This window comes from Brachybacterium sp. P6-10-X1, assembly GCF_001969445.1.
Classification (GTDB): Bacteria; Actinomycetota; Actinomycetes; order Actinomycetales; family Dermabacteraceae; genus Brachybacterium.
The window spans coordinates 2704005-2723231 of sequence record NZ_CP017297.1; the positions used below are offsets into that span (position 1 = coordinate 2704005).

18 protein-coding genes are annotated in these 19227 nt (G+C 70.2%); 6 read left to right on the forward strand and 12 right to left on the reverse strand.

What is annotated here, in order from left to right; all coding sequences use genetic code 11:
* Positions 1 to 275 precede the first annotated feature (275 nt).
* The 4 genes from BH708_RS12120 (at position 276) to BH708_RS12135 (ending at position 4096) form a co-directional block, all read left to right on the forward strand.
* A complete protein-coding gene (locus tag BH708_RS12120) occupies positions 276 to 1022 on the forward strand; it encodes a FadR/GntR family transcriptional regulator (protein WP_076808998.1) in 747 nt (248 codons plus the stop codon).
* Positions 1019 to 1900 (forward strand): transketolase, encoded by an 882-nt coding sequence (locus BH708_RS12125; RefSeq protein ID WP_076809000.1) that lies wholly within the window; start codon positions 1019 to 1021, stop codon positions 1898 to 1900. Before BH708_RS12120 ends, BH708_RS12125 begins: the two co-directional genes overlap by 4 nt.
* Positions 1897 to 2904 carry a transketolase family protein gene (locus tag BH708_RS12130; protein ID WP_076809002.1) on the forward strand — a complete coding sequence of 336 codons (1008 nt, stop codon included), beginning with the start codon at positions 1897 to 1899 and terminating at the stop codon, positions 2902 to 2904. Before BH708_RS12125 ends, BH708_RS12130 begins: the two co-directional genes overlap by 4 nt.
* A 313-nt stretch (positions 2905 to 3217) precedes the next feature.
* The gene (locus BH708_RS12135; protein WP_076809004.1) at positions 3218 to 4096 is read left to right on the forward strand and encodes an SMP-30/gluconolactonase/LRE family protein; all 879 of its coding nucleotides are present in this window, start codon (positions 3218 to 3220) and stop codon (positions 4094 to 4096) included.
* A 122-nt stretch (positions 4097 to 4218) separates the two neighbouring features.
* Here BH708_RS12135 and putP read toward each other — a convergent pair whose 3' ends face one another.
* From putP to BH708_RS12155, 4 genes are all read right to left on the reverse strand, one after another.
* Positions 4219 to 5736, reverse strand: coding sequence for a sodium/proline symporter PutP (gene putP, locus BH708_RS12140; protein WP_253705572.1), 1518 nt, complete (start codon positions 5734 to 5736; stop codon positions 4219 to 4221).
* A 661-nt stretch (positions 5737 to 6397) separates the two neighbouring features.
* On the reverse strand, positions 6398 to 7942 hold the full coding sequence (gene glpK / locus BH708_RS12145; RefSeq protein WP_076809007.1) for a glycerol kinase GlpK: 1545 nt from the start codon (positions 7940 to 7942) through the stop codon (positions 6398 to 6400).
* Positions 7943 to 8033: 91 nt separating this feature from the next.
* The gene (locus BH708_RS12150; protein WP_076811220.1) at positions 8034 to 8756 is read right to left on the reverse strand and encodes an MIP/aquaporin family protein; all 723 of its coding nucleotides are present in this window, start codon (positions 8754 to 8756) and stop codon (positions 8034 to 8036) included.
* 153 nt (positions 8757 to 8909) lie between these two features.
* The gene (locus BH708_RS12155) at positions 8910 to 10646 is read right to left on the reverse strand and encodes a glycerol-3-phosphate dehydrogenase/oxidase (protein WP_076809009.1); all 1737 of its coding nucleotides are present in this window, start codon (positions 10644 to 10646) and stop codon (positions 8910 to 8912) included.
* A gap of 140 nt (positions 10647 to 10786) precedes the next feature.
* Here BH708_RS12155 and BH708_RS12160 point away from each other — a divergent pair, with 140 nt between their 5' ends.
* Positions 10787 to 11746, forward strand: a complete 960-nt coding sequence (locus tag BH708_RS12160; protein ID WP_076809011.1) for a sugar-binding transcriptional regulator — start codon at positions 10787 to 10789, stop codon at positions 11744 to 11746.
* 142 nt (positions 11747 to 11888) lie between these two features.
* Here the strand turns inward: BH708_RS12160 and BH708_RS12165 are convergent, their stop codons facing one another.
* From BH708_RS12165 to BH708_RS12180, 4 genes are all read right to left on the reverse strand, one after another.
* Positions 11889 to 12971 (reverse strand): hypothetical protein, encoded by a 1083-nt coding sequence (locus BH708_RS12165; protein ID WP_076809013.1) that lies wholly within the window; start codon positions 12969 to 12971, stop codon positions 11889 to 11891.
* 144 nt (positions 12972 to 13115) lie between these two features.
* Positions 13116 to 13589: an ASCH domain-containing protein gene (locus BH708_RS12170; RefSeq protein ID WP_076809015.1), complete on the reverse strand. Its 474-nt coding sequence runs from the start codon at positions 13587 to 13589 to the stop codon at positions 13116 to 13118.
* Between the two features lie 130 nt (positions 13590 to 13719).
* Positions 13720 to 14592, reverse strand: a complete 873-nt coding sequence (gene fdhD / locus BH708_RS12175; RefSeq protein ID WP_076809017.1) for a formate dehydrogenase accessory sulfurtransferase FdhD — start codon at positions 14590 to 14592, stop codon at positions 13720 to 13722.
* Between the two features lie 106 nt (positions 14593 to 14698).
* Positions 14699 to 15184, reverse strand: a complete 486-nt coding sequence (locus BH708_RS12180; protein ID WP_076809019.1) for a polyketide cyclase — start codon at positions 15182 to 15184, stop codon at positions 14699 to 14701.
* A gap of 186 nt (positions 15185 to 15370) precedes the next feature.
* On the opposite strand from BH708_RS12180, the gene BH708_RS12185 reads away from it, so the two are divergent.
* Entirely contained in the window at positions 15371 to 15949 is a 579-nt protein-coding gene (locus tag BH708_RS12185; RefSeq protein ID WP_076809021.1) for a dihydrofolate reductase family protein, read from the forward strand.
* 12 nt (positions 15950 to 15961) lie between these two features.
* Here the strand turns inward: BH708_RS12185 and BH708_RS12190 are convergent, their stop codons facing one another.
* The 4 genes from BH708_RS12190 to BH708_RS12205 form a co-directional block, all read right to left on the reverse strand.
* Positions 15962 to 16921: an ABC transporter substrate-binding protein gene (locus tag BH708_RS12190; RefSeq protein WP_076809024.1), complete on the reverse strand. Its 960-nt coding sequence runs from the start codon at positions 16919 to 16921 to the stop codon at positions 15962 to 15964.
* A 75-nt stretch (positions 16922 to 16996) separates the two neighbouring features.
* Entirely contained in the window at positions 16997 to 17674 is a 678-nt protein-coding gene (locus BH708_RS12195) for an ABC transporter permease (RefSeq protein WP_076809026.1), read from the reverse strand.
* Positions 17671 to 18321, reverse strand: a complete 651-nt coding sequence (locus BH708_RS12200) for an ABC transporter permease (RefSeq protein ID WP_076809027.1) — start codon at positions 18319 to 18321, stop codon at positions 17671 to 17673. Before BH708_RS12200 ends, BH708_RS12195 begins: the two co-directional genes overlap by 4 nt.
* The gene (locus tag BH708_RS12205; RefSeq protein WP_076809029.1) at positions 18318 to 19181 is read right to left on the reverse strand and encodes an ABC transporter ATP-binding protein; all 864 of its coding nucleotides are present in this window, start codon (positions 19179 to 19181) and stop codon (positions 18318 to 18320) included. Before BH708_RS12205 ends, BH708_RS12200 begins: the two co-directional genes overlap by 4 nt.
* Positions 19182 to 19227: the final 46 nt, after the last annotated feature.

Here is a 19227-nt window from a genome sequence, read left to right on the forward strand (position 1 = left end):
AATGAGCGTCGCCGATTGGTCTGACCACTGCCGGAGGGGGGCGCCCGTCGGGCGGCACGCCACGGGTTCCCCAGAGAATTGGTCGACCATTATGATCGCGCCGGGCATCGACTCTGACCTGCGGCTCCGCGAACTGCTCAGGGCCCGCCGAGGCCGACGCCGATTGCCCGCTCCCCCACCCCATGCTTGCATCGGTCCCGCCGGATCCCCGGCGCACTGCCCACCGGTTCTCCGGAGGCGCCGTCGCTGCAGCGAACCCGACCGAAGGAGGTCAGGTGGAACCCCAGACCCTGGAATTCCTGGACGGACTGGTCCGCGAGGGCGTCGAGGTCGACGGCGGCATCCTCATCCCCACCGAGCGCCGGCTCGCCGAGCTCAGCGGCATGTCCCGGGCTCGTGTCCGCGAACGGCTCTCCGGACTGCAGATGCTCGGCATGCTCACGAAGGTGCAGGGATCGGGGAACGTCCTCGTCTCCCCCAGCGCCCTCGAGGCGGGCACCGGCAACGTGTTCGAGCTGATGCTGCGCGCCGGGCTGGTGACGGTCGCCCAGATCAACGAGGCCCGCGAGATGCTCGAGGTCGCGATCGCCCCGCGGATCCTCGAGCGGGTCACCGACGAGCAGATCCAGGCCCTCGAGGAGCAGGTCTACGCCATGGTCGACGCCTCGGCGTCACGGGACTTCGTCAGCGGGCTGAAGGCCGACCACGCCTTCCACGTGGCGCTGTTCGACATCGTCGGGAACCCGATCATGACCTACGTCGTCAACGGCATGAATCACGCCTTGCACGATCTGCTGCTGGAACGGCGCCGGATCGTCATCGGCAAGGAGATCGCCCGCAATCACGGCGAGCTGCCGGAGATGTTCGACAGCGACGCCGTCCACTTCGAGATCACCCGCGCCCTGCGCTCCCGTCGCAAGGAGGCCGTCGCTGCCGCGATGGTCGAGCACTTCGATTCGTGGCGGCGGATCTCGCGCATCCCGACCCCACCGACTGCCACCACCCCGACAGGAGAGACATGAGCACGACAGAGCCGACGACGGCGACCGGGACGGCGCGATCGTTCGACCCCGAGCGGGTCCAGCGCATCCGCGAAGCCGCCCACCGCATCCGTCAGTACGCCCTGATCCAGGCCGAGGTCCAGGGCCAGGGCTACATCGGCCAGGCCCTGGACATCGCCGACGTCCTCGCGGTCCTGTACGCCGACCAACTGCACCTGGACCCGTCGAACCCGACCTCCGAGGACCGCGACCGCTTCCAGCTGTCCATCGGACACTACGCCCTGGCCCTCTATGCGGCGCTGACCGAGGCGAAGTTCCTGCCCCAGGAGGAGCTGCAGACCTATGCCAGCGACGACTCGCGCCTGCCGATGTCCTCCATGCGCTCCTACACGCCCGGGGTCGAGATCTCCGGCGGCTCCCTCGGCCACGGCCTCGGGATCGCGAACGGCGTGGCGATGGGCATGCAGCGCAAGGGGTCCGACCGCGTCGTCTACAACCTGCTCTCCGACGGCGAGCTCGGGGAGGGCTCGACCTGGGAGGCGGCCGCCGTCGCCGGTCACCATGGGCTCGACAACCTCATCGCGATCGTCGATTTCAACGATCAGCAGGCCGACGGCCGCAGCACCCAGATGCTCTCGATGGAGCCGGTCACCGACAAGTTCGAGGCCTTCGGCTGGATCGCCCGCCGCTGCGACGGGCACGACGTCCCCGCCCTGCTCGGCCACCTGGTCGAGCTCCGGGAGATCGAGGATCCCCGCCCCCGGGTCCTCGTCGTGGACACCACCCTGGGCAAGGGCGTCGACTTCCTCGAGCAGCGGGAGAAGCTGCACTTCATGAAGGTCGATGCCGCGGAATGGGCCACCGCCCACCAGAAGCTGAACGAAAGCGCAGGACGATGAGCACGCACACCACCCCCGCCACCGCCGCCTCGAAGAAGCTGGTCTCCGGCGCCATGAGCGCCGACCTCGCCTCGGAGGGCCAGCGCACCGTCTCCGCCCCGCTCGGGCACGCCCTGGTCGAGGCGGCCCGGCAGGACGAGCGGATCGTCGGCCTCTCCGCCGACCTCGCGAAGTACACCGACGTGCACATCCTGCGCGACGCGATGCCGGAGCGCTTCTACCAGATCGGCATGGCCGAGCAGGCACTGCTCGGCGCCGCCACCGGCCTCGCCATGGAAGGCTTCGTCCCCTTCGCCTCGACCTACTCGGTCTTCGCCACTCGGCGCGCCTACGACTTCCTCGCCCTGGACATCGCCGAGGCGAACCTCAACGTGAACATGGTGTGCGCCCTGCCGGGACTGACCACCGGCTACGGCCCCTCCCATCAGGCCACCGAGGACGTCGCGATCCTGCGCGGGATGCCGAACCTGACGATCGTCGATCCCTGCGACGCCCTGGACATCCAGCAGGCGGTCCCGCAGCTCGCCGCCTTCGACGGGCCGACGTACATGCGCCTGCTGCGCGGGAAGGTCCCGCTGGTGCTGGACGAGTACGACTACTCCTTCGAGCTGGGAAAGGCGAAGCTGCTGCGTGATGGGGCCGACGTCCTGCTCATATCGACCGGGCTGATGACCGAGCGCGCCCTGGAGACCGCGACGGCCCTGGAGCAGGACGGGATCGGGGTCGCGGTGCTGCACTCGCCCACCCTGAAGCCCTTCGACGAGGAGGCGGTCGTCTCCGCCCTCGGCGCGGGTCGCTTGGTGCTGACCGCGGAGAACCACTCGGTGGTCGGCGGGCTCTTCGACGCCGTCTCCCGCACGGTGGCCGGCCGCGGGCTCGGCGAGCGCATCACCCCGATCGGTCTGCCGGACGAGTTCCTCGACGCCGGCGCGCTGCCGACGCTGAACGACCGCTACGGCGTGAGCGTCCAGGCGATGATGGAGCGGATCCGCTCCCTGCTCTGAGCGCCCGTCCCCGCTGAGAGGAACCACCGATGCCCTGCTGCGGGCGGGGAACGGCTTCGACCAGCGGCTGCCCGAACCGTTCAGCGGACAGAGCAGCGAGGAGGTCTCCCCGGCCGTGACCTACCCGGCCTCGTGCCGTCCCCAGGCCTGGACCGCGGCCGGCGCCGTCCCCGTCGCCCAGGCCCTCGGTGTCCTCCCCCGCTCCTGTCCAGGATCTGGGCCGCGTCGAGTTCCCACCCCGGACGCCGCTGCGCGGCTCCCGGCCGCAGCCCGTACGGTGGAGCCACCGCAGCATCGCGCGAACGGAGTCCTCATGCACGCCGACCGCCTCACCGATCCGATCTGCCACCACGCCGAGGGGCCCTGCTGGTCCGACAGCTGGGGCGGCCTGCGCTGGGTCGACATGCTGGCCGGCGACATCATGCAGCTCGACGCAGCCGGCGCCCTCACCCAGCTCGGCGGTGCCCGCACCGCGCATCGCATCACCACGCCGAGCCCGGTGGTGGCCTGCGTGCGCCCGGCCGTGGGCGGCGGGGCCGTGCTCGCCCTCGAGAAGGGCTTCGCCCTCGAGGACGCCGACGGCTCGATCACCCCGCTGCCGCCGCTGTGGGAGCAGGACATCCGGATGAACGAGGGGGCGATCGCACCGGACGGGTCGTTCCTGTGCGGCTCGATGGCCTATGACCAGCGGCCGGGGGCCGCGGCGATGTGGCGCTTGCTGCCGGACGGCACCACCATCGAACTGTTCGGCGACCTCACGATCTCCAACGGCCTCGCGTTCACCGCCGACGGGACGCGCGCCTATTACGTCGACACGCCCACCGGAAGGGTCGACCTGTTCGACTGGTCCGACGATGCGGGCCTCGTCGGTCGACGCCCGTTCGCGAACCTGACCGACCAGGACGGTCACCCCGATGGGCTGACGCTCGACGCCGAGGGCCGGGTCTGGGTGGCGATGAACGGAGGCGGCCAGGTGCTCGGCCTCGATGAGCACGGCGAGGTCTGCTCCCGGGTCAAGGTCGGGGCGCGGCAGGTCACGGCCTGCACCTTCGGCGGCCACGACCGCTCGACGCTGTTCATCACCACCAGCCGGGAGAACCTCGCCGAGGGCGAGGACCCGCAGGCCGGCTCACTGTTCACCGCGTGGCCCGGCGCCCGCGGCCCCGAGAACGAGCGCCTCTTCGGCGTCTGAGCCGGGCACACGGCCGCCGGCACCGCACCGCCGGGCAGCGCCGGCGCCGCCTGGGGGACCAGGCCGCAGAAGGTGCCACGGGAGTGACACCTTCTGCGGCACCGTCGCACCGGCAGGGTCGGTCAGGCGGTCGTGCCCGACCCGGAGCCGGCCACCTCGGCATCCTCCGGGTGGTCGGGGATCTCGCCGGACGCGAACGAGGCCTCCATGTCGTCGAACTCCCGCATCGCCACCGCGGGCGGACGGGGCGTGACGAGGCTGACCACCACGGCGAGGATCAGGCAGATCAGGAAGCCGGGGATGATCTCGTACAGGTGCTGGTCTCCGAACAGGCCCCAGCTCACGTCGGGCTGGAACTGCCCCCAGGTGAAGGCGACCGCAGCGCCGGCGACCATGCCGGTGGCCGCACCGGCCGTCGTCAGCCGACGCCAGAACAGCGACAGCAGGACGATCGGACCGAAGGCGGCGCCGAAGCCCGCCCAGGCGAAGGCCACCAGGCCCAGAACGGAGCTGTCCGGGTTCATCGCCAGGAACAGGGCGATCACGGACACGGCGAGCACGCCGATCCGGCCGCCCCACAAGGCGCCCTTGGCGCTGAGCTTGACCCCGAACCCGCCGATGAGGTCCTCGATCAGCGCGGAGCTGGAGACGATCAGCTGCGAGGAGATCGTGGACATGATGGCGGCGAGCACGGCGGCCAGCAGGATGCCGGCGATCAGGGGATGGAACAGGATCAGCGACAGGTCCAGGAACACGGACTCGCCGTTGGTGGTGTCGGTCAGCACCGCATCCTGGTTCTGCTGGAAGTAGGCCAGGCCGGCGAGCGCGGTGAACACGGCGCCGAGCACGCAGATGATCATCCAGCTCATGCCGACGACCAGCCCGTACTTGGCATCGCGGGAGGAGCGCAGGGCCATGAAGCGCACGATGATGTGCGGCTGTCCGAAGTAGCCCAGTCCCCAGGCCAGGGAGGAGGCGATCCCGATGAAGGTGCCGCCTGCGGTCAGGGACCCGAAGTCGGCGTTGACCTGCCGCACGGAGTCGAACATCGCGACCGGGCCGCCCACGACGAACATCGCCATGATCGGGACGACCAGGAGGGAGACCAGCATGATCAACCCCTGGACGACGTCGGTGTAGCTGGCGCCGAGGAACCCGCCGAACAGCGTGTAGATGATGGTCACGCCGCCGACCAGCAGCATCCCGAAGATGTACCTGCCGCCGAACATCGACTCGAAGAACACGCCGCCGGCGACCATGCCGGAGGAGACGTAGAAGGTGAAGAACACCAGGATGATCACGCCTGCGGCGATGCGGAGGATGTGCGTCCGGTCGTGCAGTCGGTTGCCGAAGAAGCTCGGGACGGTGATCGAGTTGCCGGCGATCTGCGTGTACTGCCTCAGCCGAGGCGCGACGAAGAACCAGTTCAGTCCGGCGCCGATCGTGAGTCCGATCGCGATCCACGCCTCGACCAGCCCGTTCATGTACAGCGCGCCGGGCAGGCCCATGAGGAGCCAGCCGGACATGTCCGAGGCACCGGCGGAGAGGGCGGCGGTGAACGGGTGCAGCTGCCGCCCGCCGAGCATGTAGTCCTCACCGTCCGACGTCTTGCGGAAGGCGTAGAGGCCGATGCCGATCATGGCACCGAAATAGATGGCGAGGGCGACGATCTTGAAGACGAGATCCACGAGAGGGCTCCGATCTCAGGGTGGGGAAGGGGTGGTCGGGACGGGTGCTGGGAGAAGTGGTCGGGACGGACCGCCGGGGATGATGGACAAAACGGTCACCGGCGAACGCAGCCGTTCCGCGCGGATCGTGCAGCCGGGGCCGCGGTCGCAGACAGGTGATGCGTCATCCGCGCCCGGGGACGGCGACGGGACGCCGTGCGAGCGCCGAGGACCGGGAGGTGCGCTGAGACTACCCCTCTGAGACGCCGATCACCGAGCTCGTTGCCGGACGGTGACATCATTCGCGAGACTCCTCACCGCTCAGCGGGACGTTCTCGCGAGACTCCTCACCGCTCAGCGGTGCCGCTCACCGGGGCTTTCTCGGGCCCGTTCCCCATCACCACCACACCGCGCGACGGACCGGGGAGGCACGAGGCGCAGCCCCGCAGAGATTCGGGTCCGGCCCCGTGGAAGACGGGTCCGGCCCCGCGGAACCACACGGGGCCCGACCGTCGATCCATGGACGGGCACGGCAGTGCGCACGTGGCGTCCAGGAGTGGGAGCCACGTGCGCATTCGCGGTGGGCCGCCGTCGGCCGAGCCCGGGCGTCCGGCCGCGGAGGGTCGGTCGGGATTCAGGAGTACAGCGCCTCGGTGTCCTCGTCGACCCAGCCCAGCGTGCGCTCGACGGCCTTCTTCCACAGACGCAGGTAGCGCTCGCGGGTCTCCTCGTCCATGGTGGGCTCCCAGCGCTTGTCCTCGGCCCAGTTGTCGATGACGTCCTGCTCGCCGTCCCAGAAGCCCACCGCGATACCCGCAGCGTAGGCGGCGCCGAGCGCGGTGGTCTCGATGACCTGCGGGCGCACCACGGACACACCGAGGATGTCCGCCTGGAACTGCATGAGGGTCTCGTTCTTGACCATGCCGCCGTCGACCTTCAGCTCGGACAGCTCCACGCCCTCGCTCTCGGCGTCGGCGATCATCGCATCCAGCACCTCGCGGGTCTGGAAGGCGGTGGCCTCCAGCGTGGCCCGCGCGATGTGGCCCTTGTTGTGGAAGCGGGTCATGCCGACCATCGCGCCGCGGGCGTCGGAGCGCCAGTGCGGGGCGAACAGGCCCGAGAACGCGGGGACGATGAACAGGCCGCCGTTGTCGTCGACCTCCTTCGCGAGGTCCTCGATCTCCGGGGCGTCCTGGATCATGCCCAGGTTGTCGCGCACCCACTGCACCAGCGAGCCGGTCACCGCGATCGAGCCCTCGAGGGCGTACACCGGCTTGGCGTCGCCGAGCTTGTAGGCGACCGTGGTCAGCAGCCCGTTCTCGCTGCGCACCAGATCCTCGCCCGTGTTGATCAGCATGAAGTTGCCGGTGCCGTAGGTGTTCTTGGCCTGGCCCACCTCGAAGCAGGCCTGACCGAAGGTCGCGGCCTGCTGGTCGCCGAGGATGCCGGCGATCGGGGTGTCGATCAGCAGGTCGTTCTTGCGTCCCGTGCCGTACACCTCGGAGGAGGAGCGGATCTCCGGGAGCATGGACAGCGGGATGCCCATGTCCTCGGCGATGTCCTCGTTCCAGTCCAGGGTGTCGATGTTCATGAGCATCGTGCGCGAGGCATTGGTGACGTCGGTGACGTGCACGCCCCCGTTGGTCCCGCCGGTGAGGTTCCACATCAGCCAGGCGTCGGTGTTGCCGAAGACCAGCTCCCCGGCCTCGGCGCGGGCGCGGGCCCCCTCGACGTTGTCGAGGATCCACTTCACCTTGGGGCCGGAGAAGTACGTCGCCAGAGGCAGGCCGACGCGTTCCTTGTACTTCTCGGCGCCCTCGTCGCCCGCGAGCTCGTCGCAGATCCTCTGCGTGCGGGTGTCCTGCCAGACGATCGCGTTGTAGACGGGCTCGCCGGTGTTCTTGTCCCAGACGACGGCGGTCTCGCGCTGGTTGGTGATGCCGACGGCCGCCAGCTGGTGGCGGTTGATATCGGCGTTCACCAGCGCCTGGCCGACGACGTCGCGGGTGTTCTTCCAGATCTCCTGCGGATCGTGCTCGACCCACCCGGACTTCGGGAAGATCTGCTCGTGCTCCTTCTGCCCCGAGGCGACGATCTGCCCGGCGTGATCGAAGATGATCGCGCGGGTCGAGGTCGTGCCCTGATCGATGGACATGATGTACATCGGCTGGTCGTTCATCGGAACTCCTTCGTCGTGGATGAGGGGAGGTGTCGTGGATGAGTGCCGAGGAGGCCGGTGCGGCGCTCGGCGGTCTCAGGGGTCGGGCCGCTCAGAAGTAGATGACCGAGACCAGACCGGCGAGGCCGCCGCCGATCAGAGGTCCGGCGACCGGCACCCACGAGTATGCCCAGTCCGAGCCGCCCTTGTGGGGGATCGGCAGGACCGCGTGCGCGAGGCGCGGCCCGAGGTCTCGGGCGGGGTTGATGGCGTAGCCCGTCGGTCCGCCGAGGGAGGCGCCGATCGCGAGCACCAGCAGCGAGACCGCGAGCGGCCCGAGCTTGTCCGGCGTGTTGCCGAACATGATGATCACGAAGACCAGCACGAAGGTCGCGATGATCTCGGTGACCAGGTTCCAGCCGTAGGAGCGGATCTCCGGGCCGGTGGAGAAGGTCCCCAGGATCGTGCCCGGATCCTTCTCCTGGTCGTAGTGGTTCTTGTAGACCAGCCAGGCGAGCACGGCACCGATGAAGGCACCGACGATCTCGGCGATGTAGTACGTGATCGTGGTGCCGAACGTCATCGGGATGCCCGGCGCGTATTCGGTGGCCTCGCTCATGAGCAGGCCGGTGGTGACGGCCGGGTTGATGTGCGCACCGGTCTTGAAGGCCGTGTAGACGCCGACGAAGACCGCCAGGCCCCAGCCGAAGTTGACCATCAACCAGCCGCCGTCTTTGCCCTTGGTCTTGCCGAGGATGTTGTTGGCGACGACGCCGCCGCCCATCAGGGTCAGCATCGCCGTGCCCGCGATCTCCGACAACAGGATCGTTCCGATCGTTCCCATGTGTTCTCCTCATCGAGACCGACCTGACGGGGACAGGTCGGCTGCCGGCTCTCACCGGCGACAGGCCGCGAAGGGCCTCCGGGGCGTGCGATCTGCCGCCCCGCGGCCCCCCGGGCTCGGTGCCCGGGGACCGCAGAATCGGTGTCAGCGCCTCGGCGGCACCTCGGGGACGGCACCGATGCGTGCCGCGGTCTCGGCGTCGGTCCCGGCCTGCTCGCCCTCGAGGCGGGCGGCGATGTACTCGCGGTACGTCGCGACCTCCTGCGCCTGGGTGCTCTCGTCCCAGCCCAGCTCGGGGCCGACGAGGGCCGCGATCTCCGCGGCGGCGTCGACGCCGCGGTCGCGGGTCTCGTAGTCCAGCCGGGTGCGACGCTCGAGGATGTCGGCCAGGTGGCGCGCCCCCTCGGCGCGCACGGCGTACAGCGCTTCGGCCCGCAGGTAGCGCGGGGCGTGCTCGAGCGGGGTGCCGAGCGAGGGGTCCTCGTCGACCAGGGCGAGCACGTCGGTCAGCAGTGCGCCGTAGCGGAACAGCAGGCGGTCGATGCGCACCGAGTCGAGGTCGTACCGTCGGGCGATCTTCTGCTTGTCGCGCACCAGGGTCTCGTAGCCCTGGGCGCCGATCACCGGCACGGAGCGGGTCAGGCTGGGCCGCCCGGGCTGGTGCTCCTTGATCGCGAAGTCGACGATGTCCTCGGCCATCACCCGGTAGGTGGTGAACTTGCCGCCGGCGATGGCGGACAGGCCCGGCTCGACCTGCATGACCGTGTGCTCGCGGGAGACCTTCGCCGAGCCGCCGCCCTTCTGCACCGGCTGGACCAGGGGGCGCAGGCCGGAGTAGACGCCGATGACGTCCTCGCGCGAGAGGTCGTCGGCCAGCACCGCGTTGGCGTGCTCGAGCACGTAGTCGATGTCCTCGGAGGTCGCGCCGACGTCGGCCGGGTCCTCGGTCCAGGCGGTGTCGGTGGTGCCGATGACCCAGTACTCGTCCCAGGGGATGATGAACAGGACCGACTTCTCGGTCTGGGTGATGATGCCGGTCTCGGGCACGGCGGGGATGCGGTCCCGGGCGATGGTGACGTGGATGCCCTTGGAAGCGAGCACCTTCAGGCCGGCGTCGGCCCCGGCGAGGTCCTGCTGATCCTCGGTCCAGACGCCGCCGGCCAGGAGGGTGTCGCGGGCGTGGACCTCGAACTCCTCGCCGGTCTCCTCGTCCCGCACCCGGGCGCCGCTGACGCGCCCGCCCTCGTGGAGGTAGTCGACGACGCTGGTGTAGTTGGCGACGGAGGCGTCGTGCTGCGCGGCCGAGCGCACCAGCATCATCACGAAGCGGGCGTCGTCCATCTGCGCGTCGTAGTACTCCAGCGCGCCGACGGCCTTGTCGCCGTCGAGCGCCGGGAAGACGTCCATCATCTTGTCGTGCAGCAGGTGGCGGTGGAAGGGGACGGCGCGCTTGCGGCCGATGGACTGCATCGCGTCGTAGAGCATCACGCCGGAGCCGATGAACGCGCGGTCGACCACCTTCTTGAAGAAGGGGAAGACGAACTTGACGGGCTTGACCAGGTGCGGAGCGGTGTGCTCGAGCAGCAGGTCGCGCTCGCGCAGGGCCTCGGCGACGAGCTTGAAGTCCAGCATCTGCAGGTAGCGCAGGCCGCCGTGCATGAGCTTGGAGGAGCGCGACGAGGTCCCGGCGGCCCAGTCGCGGGTCTCGACGAGGCCGACGGACAGTCCTCGGGTGGCGGCGTCGAACGCGGCGCCGGCGCCGTTGACGCCTCCGCCGATGACGAGGACGTCCAGGGGGTTCTCGGCAGTGGCGGCGCGCAGGCGGGCGAGGTGCTCCGTCCGGGCCCCGGGGGTGAGGGCGGACCGGTTCTGATCGGACACGTGGATGCTCCTTCGCAATGTCGCCGGGTGACTCGTGGTCCGTCGCGACGGTCGCGACGGTCACGGCGGCAATGGGGCCATCCTCGAATCGTCGTGCAGCAGAACGCAAACTCTGTGCACGAACGTGCAAGACTGATGTCATGAATCCCGCATCGCGCCCCGACACGCTCTTCGAGGCTGCACGGATGTACTACGGCGAGGGCCGCACCATGGAGTCGATCGCCATCGACCTCGAGGTCTCCCGCTCGACGGTCTCCCGGATGCTGCGCGATGCCCGGGAGGCCGGGCTGGTCCAGATCACGCTGCGCCCGCCGGACGCCCACCGGGTCGAGGAGCTGCGCCGGCGGATCGCCCACAAGTTCGGGGTGCGCACGCGCGTGGTGCCCGCCCGTCGCGGCGACGGCGAGCACGAGCGGCTGGAGGCGGTGGCCGACGCAGGCGCCGATGTGCTCGACGAGATGCTCGAGCCGGGCATGACCCTGGGGCTCGCCTGGGGCACCACGATCGCGTCGATCCTGGGCAGCGTGCGGGCGCGCCCGATCCCCGGGCTGCGCATCGTGCAGCTGAACGGCGCGATCAACACGGAGGGCACCGGGCTCACCTACATCTCGACCGTGCTGGCCCGCGCGGCGACGCTCTGGGACGCGACCGTCCACCACTTCCCGGTCCCGGCCTTCTTCGACTACGCCGCCACCCGGGAGGCGATGTGGCGCGAGCGCTCGGTGCAGAAGGTGCTGGAGACCCAGCGGCAGACCACCCTGGCCGTCTTCAGCGTGGGGGCCTTCGACGCGGAGGTGCCCAGCCACGTCTACACGAACAACTACCTCACCGGCGAGGACCTGGCCTCGCTGCGGGCCGACGGTGCCGTCGGCGACGTGTGCACCGTGTTCCTGCGGGCCGACGGCTCCTTCCGGGACATCGCGATGAACGCGCGCGGCTCCGGGACCGATCCCCACCGTCTTTCCCGCATCGCCCACCGGCTGCTCGTCGTCTCCGGCTCCCGCAAGGCGCTGCCGCTGCGCGCCGCCCTGCGCGCCGGGGTCGCGACCGATCTGGTGATCGACGAGGTCACGGCCGCGAGCCTGCTGGCGCTGCGGTGAGACGCCGTCCACCCGCACTCACCCCCGTTGCCGCGCCCACGCCCCGTCGCCGCGCCCACGCCAACCCCCTCTGTGTCAGGTTCTCAGCCATTCGTGGGCCGAAAATGGCTGAGGATGAAGCAATCTCGTGGCACGCCGCGTGTCATGCGCCGAGCGGAGCGATCCGCAGCGAGAGGCGCGTCCGCCGCACCGTGTCGACCGTCCGCCGAATGTGCTGCTCGCTCGGGACGTGCACACCGCGCTGCCCGAGCGTGCGCCGGAGCCTGAGCAGGATCCGCAGCGGATGACGGAGATCCGCACCGTTCGCACGGGCGAGGGACCAGCCGTAGGAGGCGAGTTCGTCGCGTCGGACCTCATCGAGCCTCCACTGCTGCTTCGTGAGTCGATGGCCCTCCCCGTCGTACTCCAGACCGACCTGCGCTCGCTCCCAGGCAAGATCGATCTCGCGCCGCTGTCCCGTCGTCGGGTGATGCACGGGGAGATTCGGGACCGCCGGCGGAAACCCTGTGGCCTCGAGGAGCAGCCGCATGATCGTCTCCCCCGGGGAGCGCACGGACGGCTGAGCCCGCTGCAAGGCGTCCAGGAGGCGTGGAATGCCGTGGTGGCCGCGGCTCTCTTCCACCTCATCGATCATCGAGGAGATCGTCTGGCCCGGATAGCGGAAATTAGGGCCGATGATCGCCTCGACGGACGCCACGAGGTCCCATAAGGGCATCATCGTCGCCAGTTCCCGGAGCACCTCGGGCACGGCGGAGACCGTGAGGGCATCGAGCCGAGCAGTCCGCCCGGGCCGCAGACGATGGACGATTGCTCCGCGCCCGACGCCAGACGTGCCTGCCCGTTCGACCCGACAGCGCAGGACCGGGAGCTTCGCCCCCGCGCGCAGCGAGCGACCCGGCTCGAGCGAAGGGATCCTCAACGTCCCGTCGGAGGCCCACGGTCGCGAGCCGGACAGGGCGCTGATCCCCGCATCGAGGGTCAGCGGAAACGGGACGCCCCAGAAGAGTGCAGCCGTCGTGTGGCTCAGCACGCAGCCGACCTGCACCCGATTCTGCAGGATCCGGGCCATGGTGTTGACCGACGCCGGATGGTCGGTGGGCGTGCGGTATCCCGGGAACACCGTGGTGAAATGATCCGAGGCCAGGTCACGCGTATGAAACCCGAGCTCGGCCCATTGCCGGGAGGACAGCAGCGCTCCGGCGTGCTTCTCGAGCGGACGTCGCATGGCGTGACCGTAGCCAGCGAGGGTCTTGCGCTCCACCGACCCCGGCGGGATGTGGACAGCACGCCGAAGGGGAGGAAAGGTCTCACCGCAGCGCGGCCCCGCCGAAATAGCACCGTGCGGTCGACGGGTCTCCGCGCCGAACCCTCACTCGCGACCGCTCGGGGCCGCGAAGACGACGCGGAAGCTCTCGCAGACCACCAGCATGTCGGGAGCGAACCCCCGCGCCGAGTAGGTGCGCCAGAAGTCCTCGTGGATGCGTCGCCAGGAGGCCAAGGTGCGGTCGTCCTCGCCCTCGGCCCGGGCGTGCTCCGCGGTGACCTCGTCGAACGGCACGATGTCGATCGCGGTCACCTCGAGGATCGCCCGAGGCGCCGCGGCTCCGTCGAGGATGATCGACAGCTCGCCGACGGTCGGTACCGGCTCCTGCTCATCCTCGTAATCCCCGACCGCCGAGGCCGTCGCCGTCTTCGTTCCCGCGAGCACCAGCGCGAGCAGATCGTCGGCGTGCTGCGCGGTGGCACCGAAGGCCCAGGCTTCCGGGGGCTCTGGCGGGAGGTGGGCGTGCTGAGCGCGGGCTCGAGCCCAGAAACGTGCGAGATCAGCGTCGACTGTGGTCACCGAGGCACTGTACCCGCAGCTTGTGTCAGCTTCTCAGCCGATTTCGCCCCCGGGACGGCAGAGAACGAAGCAATCACCCGGCGCGGCGGTGCGGCGTGGCGCAGCGGCGCGGGAGGGCGATCGCGCGGGGTCAGCCCTCGACACCGCTGAGATCGAGGCGGTCCGGATGGGTGTAGACGTTCATGCGCCCGTCGCCGTCCTCGGCCGCGCGGGTGAAGCCGAGCAGGGTCATGCCGACCTCGTCGGCGGTGTCGACGGACAAGGAGCTGGCGGCGGAGACGCAGGCCAGCAGAGGGATCCCGGCCATGTAGGCCTTCTGGGCGATCTCGAAGCTCGCGCGGGAGGAGACCAGCAGGAAGCAGTCCCCCAGCGGCAGTCGATCCTCGAGCAGGGCCCAGCCGATGGCCTTGTCGACCGCGTTGTGGCGGCCGACGTCCTCCCGGACCACCAGGAGATTCCCGGCCCGGTCGACGAGGGCGGCGGCGTGGACGCCGCCGGTGCGGGCGAAGACGGTCTGCTGCCCGGAGAGCGCGCGGGCAGCCGCGAGGATCGTCCGGGGGTCGAGGGACCAGTCCTGCTCCAGCGTGTACCGGCCCTTCTGCCGCACCGCGTCGATGCTCTCGGAACCGCACACCCCGCAGGCCGAGGTGGTGGTGAAGTTCTTCGTGACCAGGGGCAACAGCTGCGGCCCCGTGGTGGTGAAGTCCATGACGTTGTAGGTGTTGCGGGCGAAGCCGGTGCCGTCGTCGACCACCGCGCCGTCGCAGTAGCGCGCCTCGGTGATGTCCTCACGATGGGCGATGATGCCTTCGGCGTGGAGGAACCCGTGGATCAGCTCGATGTCCTGGCCGGGGGTGCGCATGGTGAGGCTGAGCTGCTGGCCGTTCACCCGGATGTCCAGCGGTTCCTCGACGGCGACGCGGTCCCCCTTGCGCCCGGCGTAGAGCGTGCCCTCGCGCACCCTGACGGTGCGGATCCGCGCCGATTCGGTGACCCTGCCCATTCCTCGAGGGTATCCCGGTCCCGGACCCCGGGACACGCAGGGCGGTCCCCCCGAAACGGTCCGGGACCGGATCGTATCGGTGGAACCGGTGCCGACGACCGGCGCGTCAGCGCCCCTTCTCGGCGAGGGCGCGGGCGACCTCGAGCTCCTCCTCCCACCCCTTCGAGTTCTCCTCGTAGTTCCGGCGGCGCACCTCGGCGTCCAGGCTGAGGCGCGCGAAACCGCGCTCGCGCACCATGAGCTGCACCCCGTCGGCCTTCGTCGGCCCGGCGGCTCGGATGGTGAACTCGACGGTGTTGTTCGGGGCGTCGGCGATCTCGCCGATCCCTCCGGCGAGCCAGCGGAAGGCCACCCGGTTCGGCGGCTCGTGCACCTCGACCGCGATCTGGAAGCTGCCGTGGACCGGGTCGACGACGCGGGTGACGGGGCCGTCCCGGGTGATCTCGTGCTCGCGGTACTCGCCGTCGTTGATGAACCAGCCGGGCTCCTGGACGATCCCGAAGACCGTCTCGGCGGTGGCCGTGACGTGGATGCTGCGGACGATCTCGTCGGGGACCTCGCCGGTGGCCGGATCAGTGGCGTGGTCGGTCATCACTGTGCTCCTCAGGTCGCGTCAGGTCGCGGAGCGGCGTCGTCGCCGCCTGCTCGAAGCCTGACAGACATCGCCCCCGTATGCGAGCGTCCCGCACTCCCCACCCCGTGGAGCCTTCCGTGGGATCCTGGTCCGGATCGACCGCCCCGCGACACCGCCGTCGCGCCCCGGCCCGAGGAGGATCCCATGTCCCGCGAGCTCATCGTCACCGAGTTCCTCACCCTCGACGGGGTGATGGAAGCGCCAGGAGGCGGCGACCACCCGCACGCCGGGTGGACCTTCGAGGGCCTGGAGTTCGTGCCGGAGGCGTACGAGCTCAAGGGGACCGAACAGGAGGATGCGTCCGCGCTGCTGCTGGGCCGGATCACCTTCGAGGAGTTCGCGCCGGTGTGGCCGGACATGGACGAGCAGTTCGCCGCGTACAACCGGATGCCCAAGCACGTGGTCTCCACGACGCTCACTGCCGAGGAGGTCGCCGGGTCGCGCTGGGAGAACTGCCACCTGCTGCACGGGCTGGACGAGGTGCGGGCGCTGAAGGACGGCGAGGGCGGGCCGATCCTGGTGCACGGCTCAGCGACCCTCGTGCAGTCACTCGCCCAGGAGGGGCTCGTGGACCGCTATCACCTGCTGACCTTCCCGGTGCTGCTCGGCGAGGGCAAGCGCCTGTTCGTCGACGGCGGCGCCCACCAGCGGCTCGAGCTGGTGCGCTCGGCCGACTACTCCAACGGTGTGCGGATGGCCGTGTACGACGTCAGGACGTCGTGACCGACACCCGCCTCAGACCAGGCCCTTCTCGCTCAGCCACCCGGAGGCGATGTCGGCGGAGCCGGCCTTCTCCTCGACGCTCTGGCGGTTCAGCTCGATGAGGTCGTCCATGCTCAGCGCCTCGATCACGGCGTTGATCGCGGACTCCGCATCCTCGTCGACCTTCTCGGAGACGACGGGAACCACGTTCTGGGGCAGGATCAGGGATTCGGGGTCCTCGAGCACGACCAAGTCGTTGGCGAGGATCGCCGGATCGGCCGTGTAGAGGTCGGCGAGCTGCACGTCGCCGTCGGTGAGCGCCTGGACGGTCAGCGCGCCGCCGGAGTCCTCGACGGGCACGACGGTGACGTCGACGCCGTAGACCTCCTTGACGCCCTCGGGGCCGTAGGGGCGCACGGAGAACTCGCTGTTGGCGGCGATCTTGAGGTCCTCCTCGACCCCGGCGAGGTCCCCGATGGAGGTCAGGGAGTTCGCCTCGGCGAACGCGGAGGTGGTGGTGTAGGAGTCCTGGTCGGCGGCCTCGGCGAAGGACAGCAGTCGCAGGTTCTCCGGCAGCGCCTCGGCGAGCGCGGAGTGGATCTCCTCGGGACTCGCGGAGGCGGCTTCGGGATCGTAGTGCTGCAGCAGGTTCCCGAGGTATTCGGGCATCAGATCGAGCTTGCCGTCCTCGAGCTCGGGCATGTACACTTCGCGCTGGCCGATCTGGTACTCGCGGCCGACGGTCCGGCCCGCCGCCTCGAGCGACTGCGCGAACAGCTCGGCGATGATCTCGTTGGAGTAGTAGGCCTGGGAGCCGATGACGAGTTGTCCCGAGGGGCTGTCTCCGCCGCTCCCGCCGTCGGACGCCCCGTCTCCCCCGCTGCCCTCGCCCTCCTCGAACGGATCGGAGGTGCCGCAGGCGGCGGCGCCGAGGGCGACGCCACCGGCGCCGAACATGCCGAGCAGATGGCGACGGGTGCTGTGGATGCTCATGGGGTTCTCCTGGGGATCTGGGGGAACAAGGGGTCGGGGGCCGTCCGGTCAAGCATCTCTCACCTCACAGATCGTTCAGGACTCGGCCGGCAGGCGGCCGCGCGGGGCGGTCAGGCGCTGGGTCACCAGCAGGACGAGGTCGAGCACGAGGGCGAGGGCGATCACCAGCAGGGAGCCGGCGATCATCAGGGGATAGTCCTGGGAGCCGAGCCCCAGGAAGATGTAGCGCCCCAGGCCGCCGTTGCCGACATAGGCGGCGAGCATCGCGGTGGCGACCACCTGCACGGTCGCGCCGCGGAAGCCGCCGATGATCAGCGGCATGCCCAGCGGGATCTCCACCTTCGCCAGGATCTGCCACTCGGTCATGCCCTGGGCGCGGGCGGCATCGACGGTGGCAGGATCCGCGGACTCGACAGCGGAGTAGGCCCCGGCCAGCAGGGACGGCACTGCGAGGACGACGAAGGCCAGCAGCGGTGCGGTGAGCCCCAGACCCAGCAGCAGGGCGAACAGGGTGACCAGGCCCAGGGTGGGCAGGGCGCGGGCGGCGCCGGCGACGGTGACGGTGATGCCCTTGCCGTTCCCCGTGTGGCCCACCAGCAGCCCGACGGGGATCGCGATCAGCGCCGCCACCAGCACGCCGAGCACCGTGTATCCGAGATGCTCGAGGGTGCGTGCCGGGACGCCGGAGGGACCCGACCAGTGCACGGGGTCGACGAGCCAGGCGAGGGCGTCGAGGAAGGGGTTGCCGGTCATGTGCGCCTCCCCGCTGTGGGACGGGACCAGGGCATCAGCAGGCGGCCCAGCAGCACCAGCAGGCCGTCGGTGACCAGGGCGAGGGCGGCGGTGAGGACCACGCCGGCGGTGATCTCGGCGATGATGCCTCGCCGGAAGCCGTCCACGAACAGCATGCCGAGGCTGGGGACGCCGAGCACGCCGCCGACGGTGACCAGCGAGATCGTGCTGACCGCGACCACGCGCACCCCGGCCAGCAGCACCGGGCCGGCCAGCGGCAGCTCGACGTGGAGGAAGCGGGCCCCGGCGGCGTAACCCTGGGCGGTGGCGGAGCTGAGCACGGTCCGGTCGACGGAGCGGAAGGCGTCCGAGGCGGCGGGCACCATCAGGGCGAGCCCGTACAGCGACAGGGCGATCGCGATGTTCAGGGGGCTGCGCACGCTGGTGCCGACGATGCCGGGCAGCAGCACGAACAGCGGCAGGGAGGGGATCGCGTACAGCAGACCGGAGGTGGTCGTCACGCCGGTGCGCAGCCAGCCGCGGGCGTTGGCAAGCTTCGCCAGCGGCAGCGAGAGGGCGAAGGCGACCAGGATCGGCGGCAGCGCCTGCAGCAGATGGGAGCCGGTGTAGCCGGCGATCACGTCGACGTTCTCGAGCACCCAGCTCACGAGGGGGTCTCCCCCGCCGGCAGCGCATCCTGGGACTGCCCGTCCTGGGACTGCCCGAGGACGCCGGCGGCGCGGCCGTCGGCGTCCACCACGATGTCGCGCCCGTCGACCCGTTCGAGGTGCAGGGTGCGGGTGCCGCGGTCGGCGCCGACGAAGCTGGCCACGAAGTCGTCGGCCGGATCGGCGAGGATCTCCTGCGGGGTGCCGACCTGCGCGATGATCCCGCCGGGTCGCAGGATCACGACGCGGTCGCCGACCAGGAAGGCCTCGTCGATGTCGTGGGTGACGAAGACGATGGTCTTCTTCAGGTCCCGCTGCAGGTGCAGCAGCTCCTGCTGCAGCTCGCTGCGGACGATGGGGTCGACGGCGCCGAAGGGCTCGTCCATCAGCAGGATGTTGGGGTCGGCGGCGAGGCCGCGGGCGACGCCGACGCGCTGCTGCTGGCCGCCGGAGAGCTGGGAGGGGTAGCGCCTGCCGAGGGCGGCGTCCAGGCCGACGGTCTCCATCAGCTCACCGGCGCGGGTGCGGGCCTCACGCCGGGAGCTGCCGCGCAGCACCGGGACCGTGGTGATGTTGTCGAGCACGGTGCGGTGCGGGAGCAGCCCCGAGGCCTGCATGACGTAGCCGATGCTGCGACGCAGCTGCACGGGGTCCAGGCTCGCCACGTCGTCGCCGTCGATGTGGACGCGGCCCGAGGTGGCCTCGACCATGCGGTTGACCATGCGCATCAGGGTCGTCTTCCCGGATCCGGAGGAGCCCACCAGCACGACGGACTCGTGCGAGGCGACGTCGAGGCTGAAGTCCTCGACGGCCAATGTGCCGCCGGGGTACTCCTTGCGGACGTTCTCGAATCCGATCACGGCCTGCTCCCCATCGGGTCGTCGTACGCAGCGGTGTGCGGCGGGC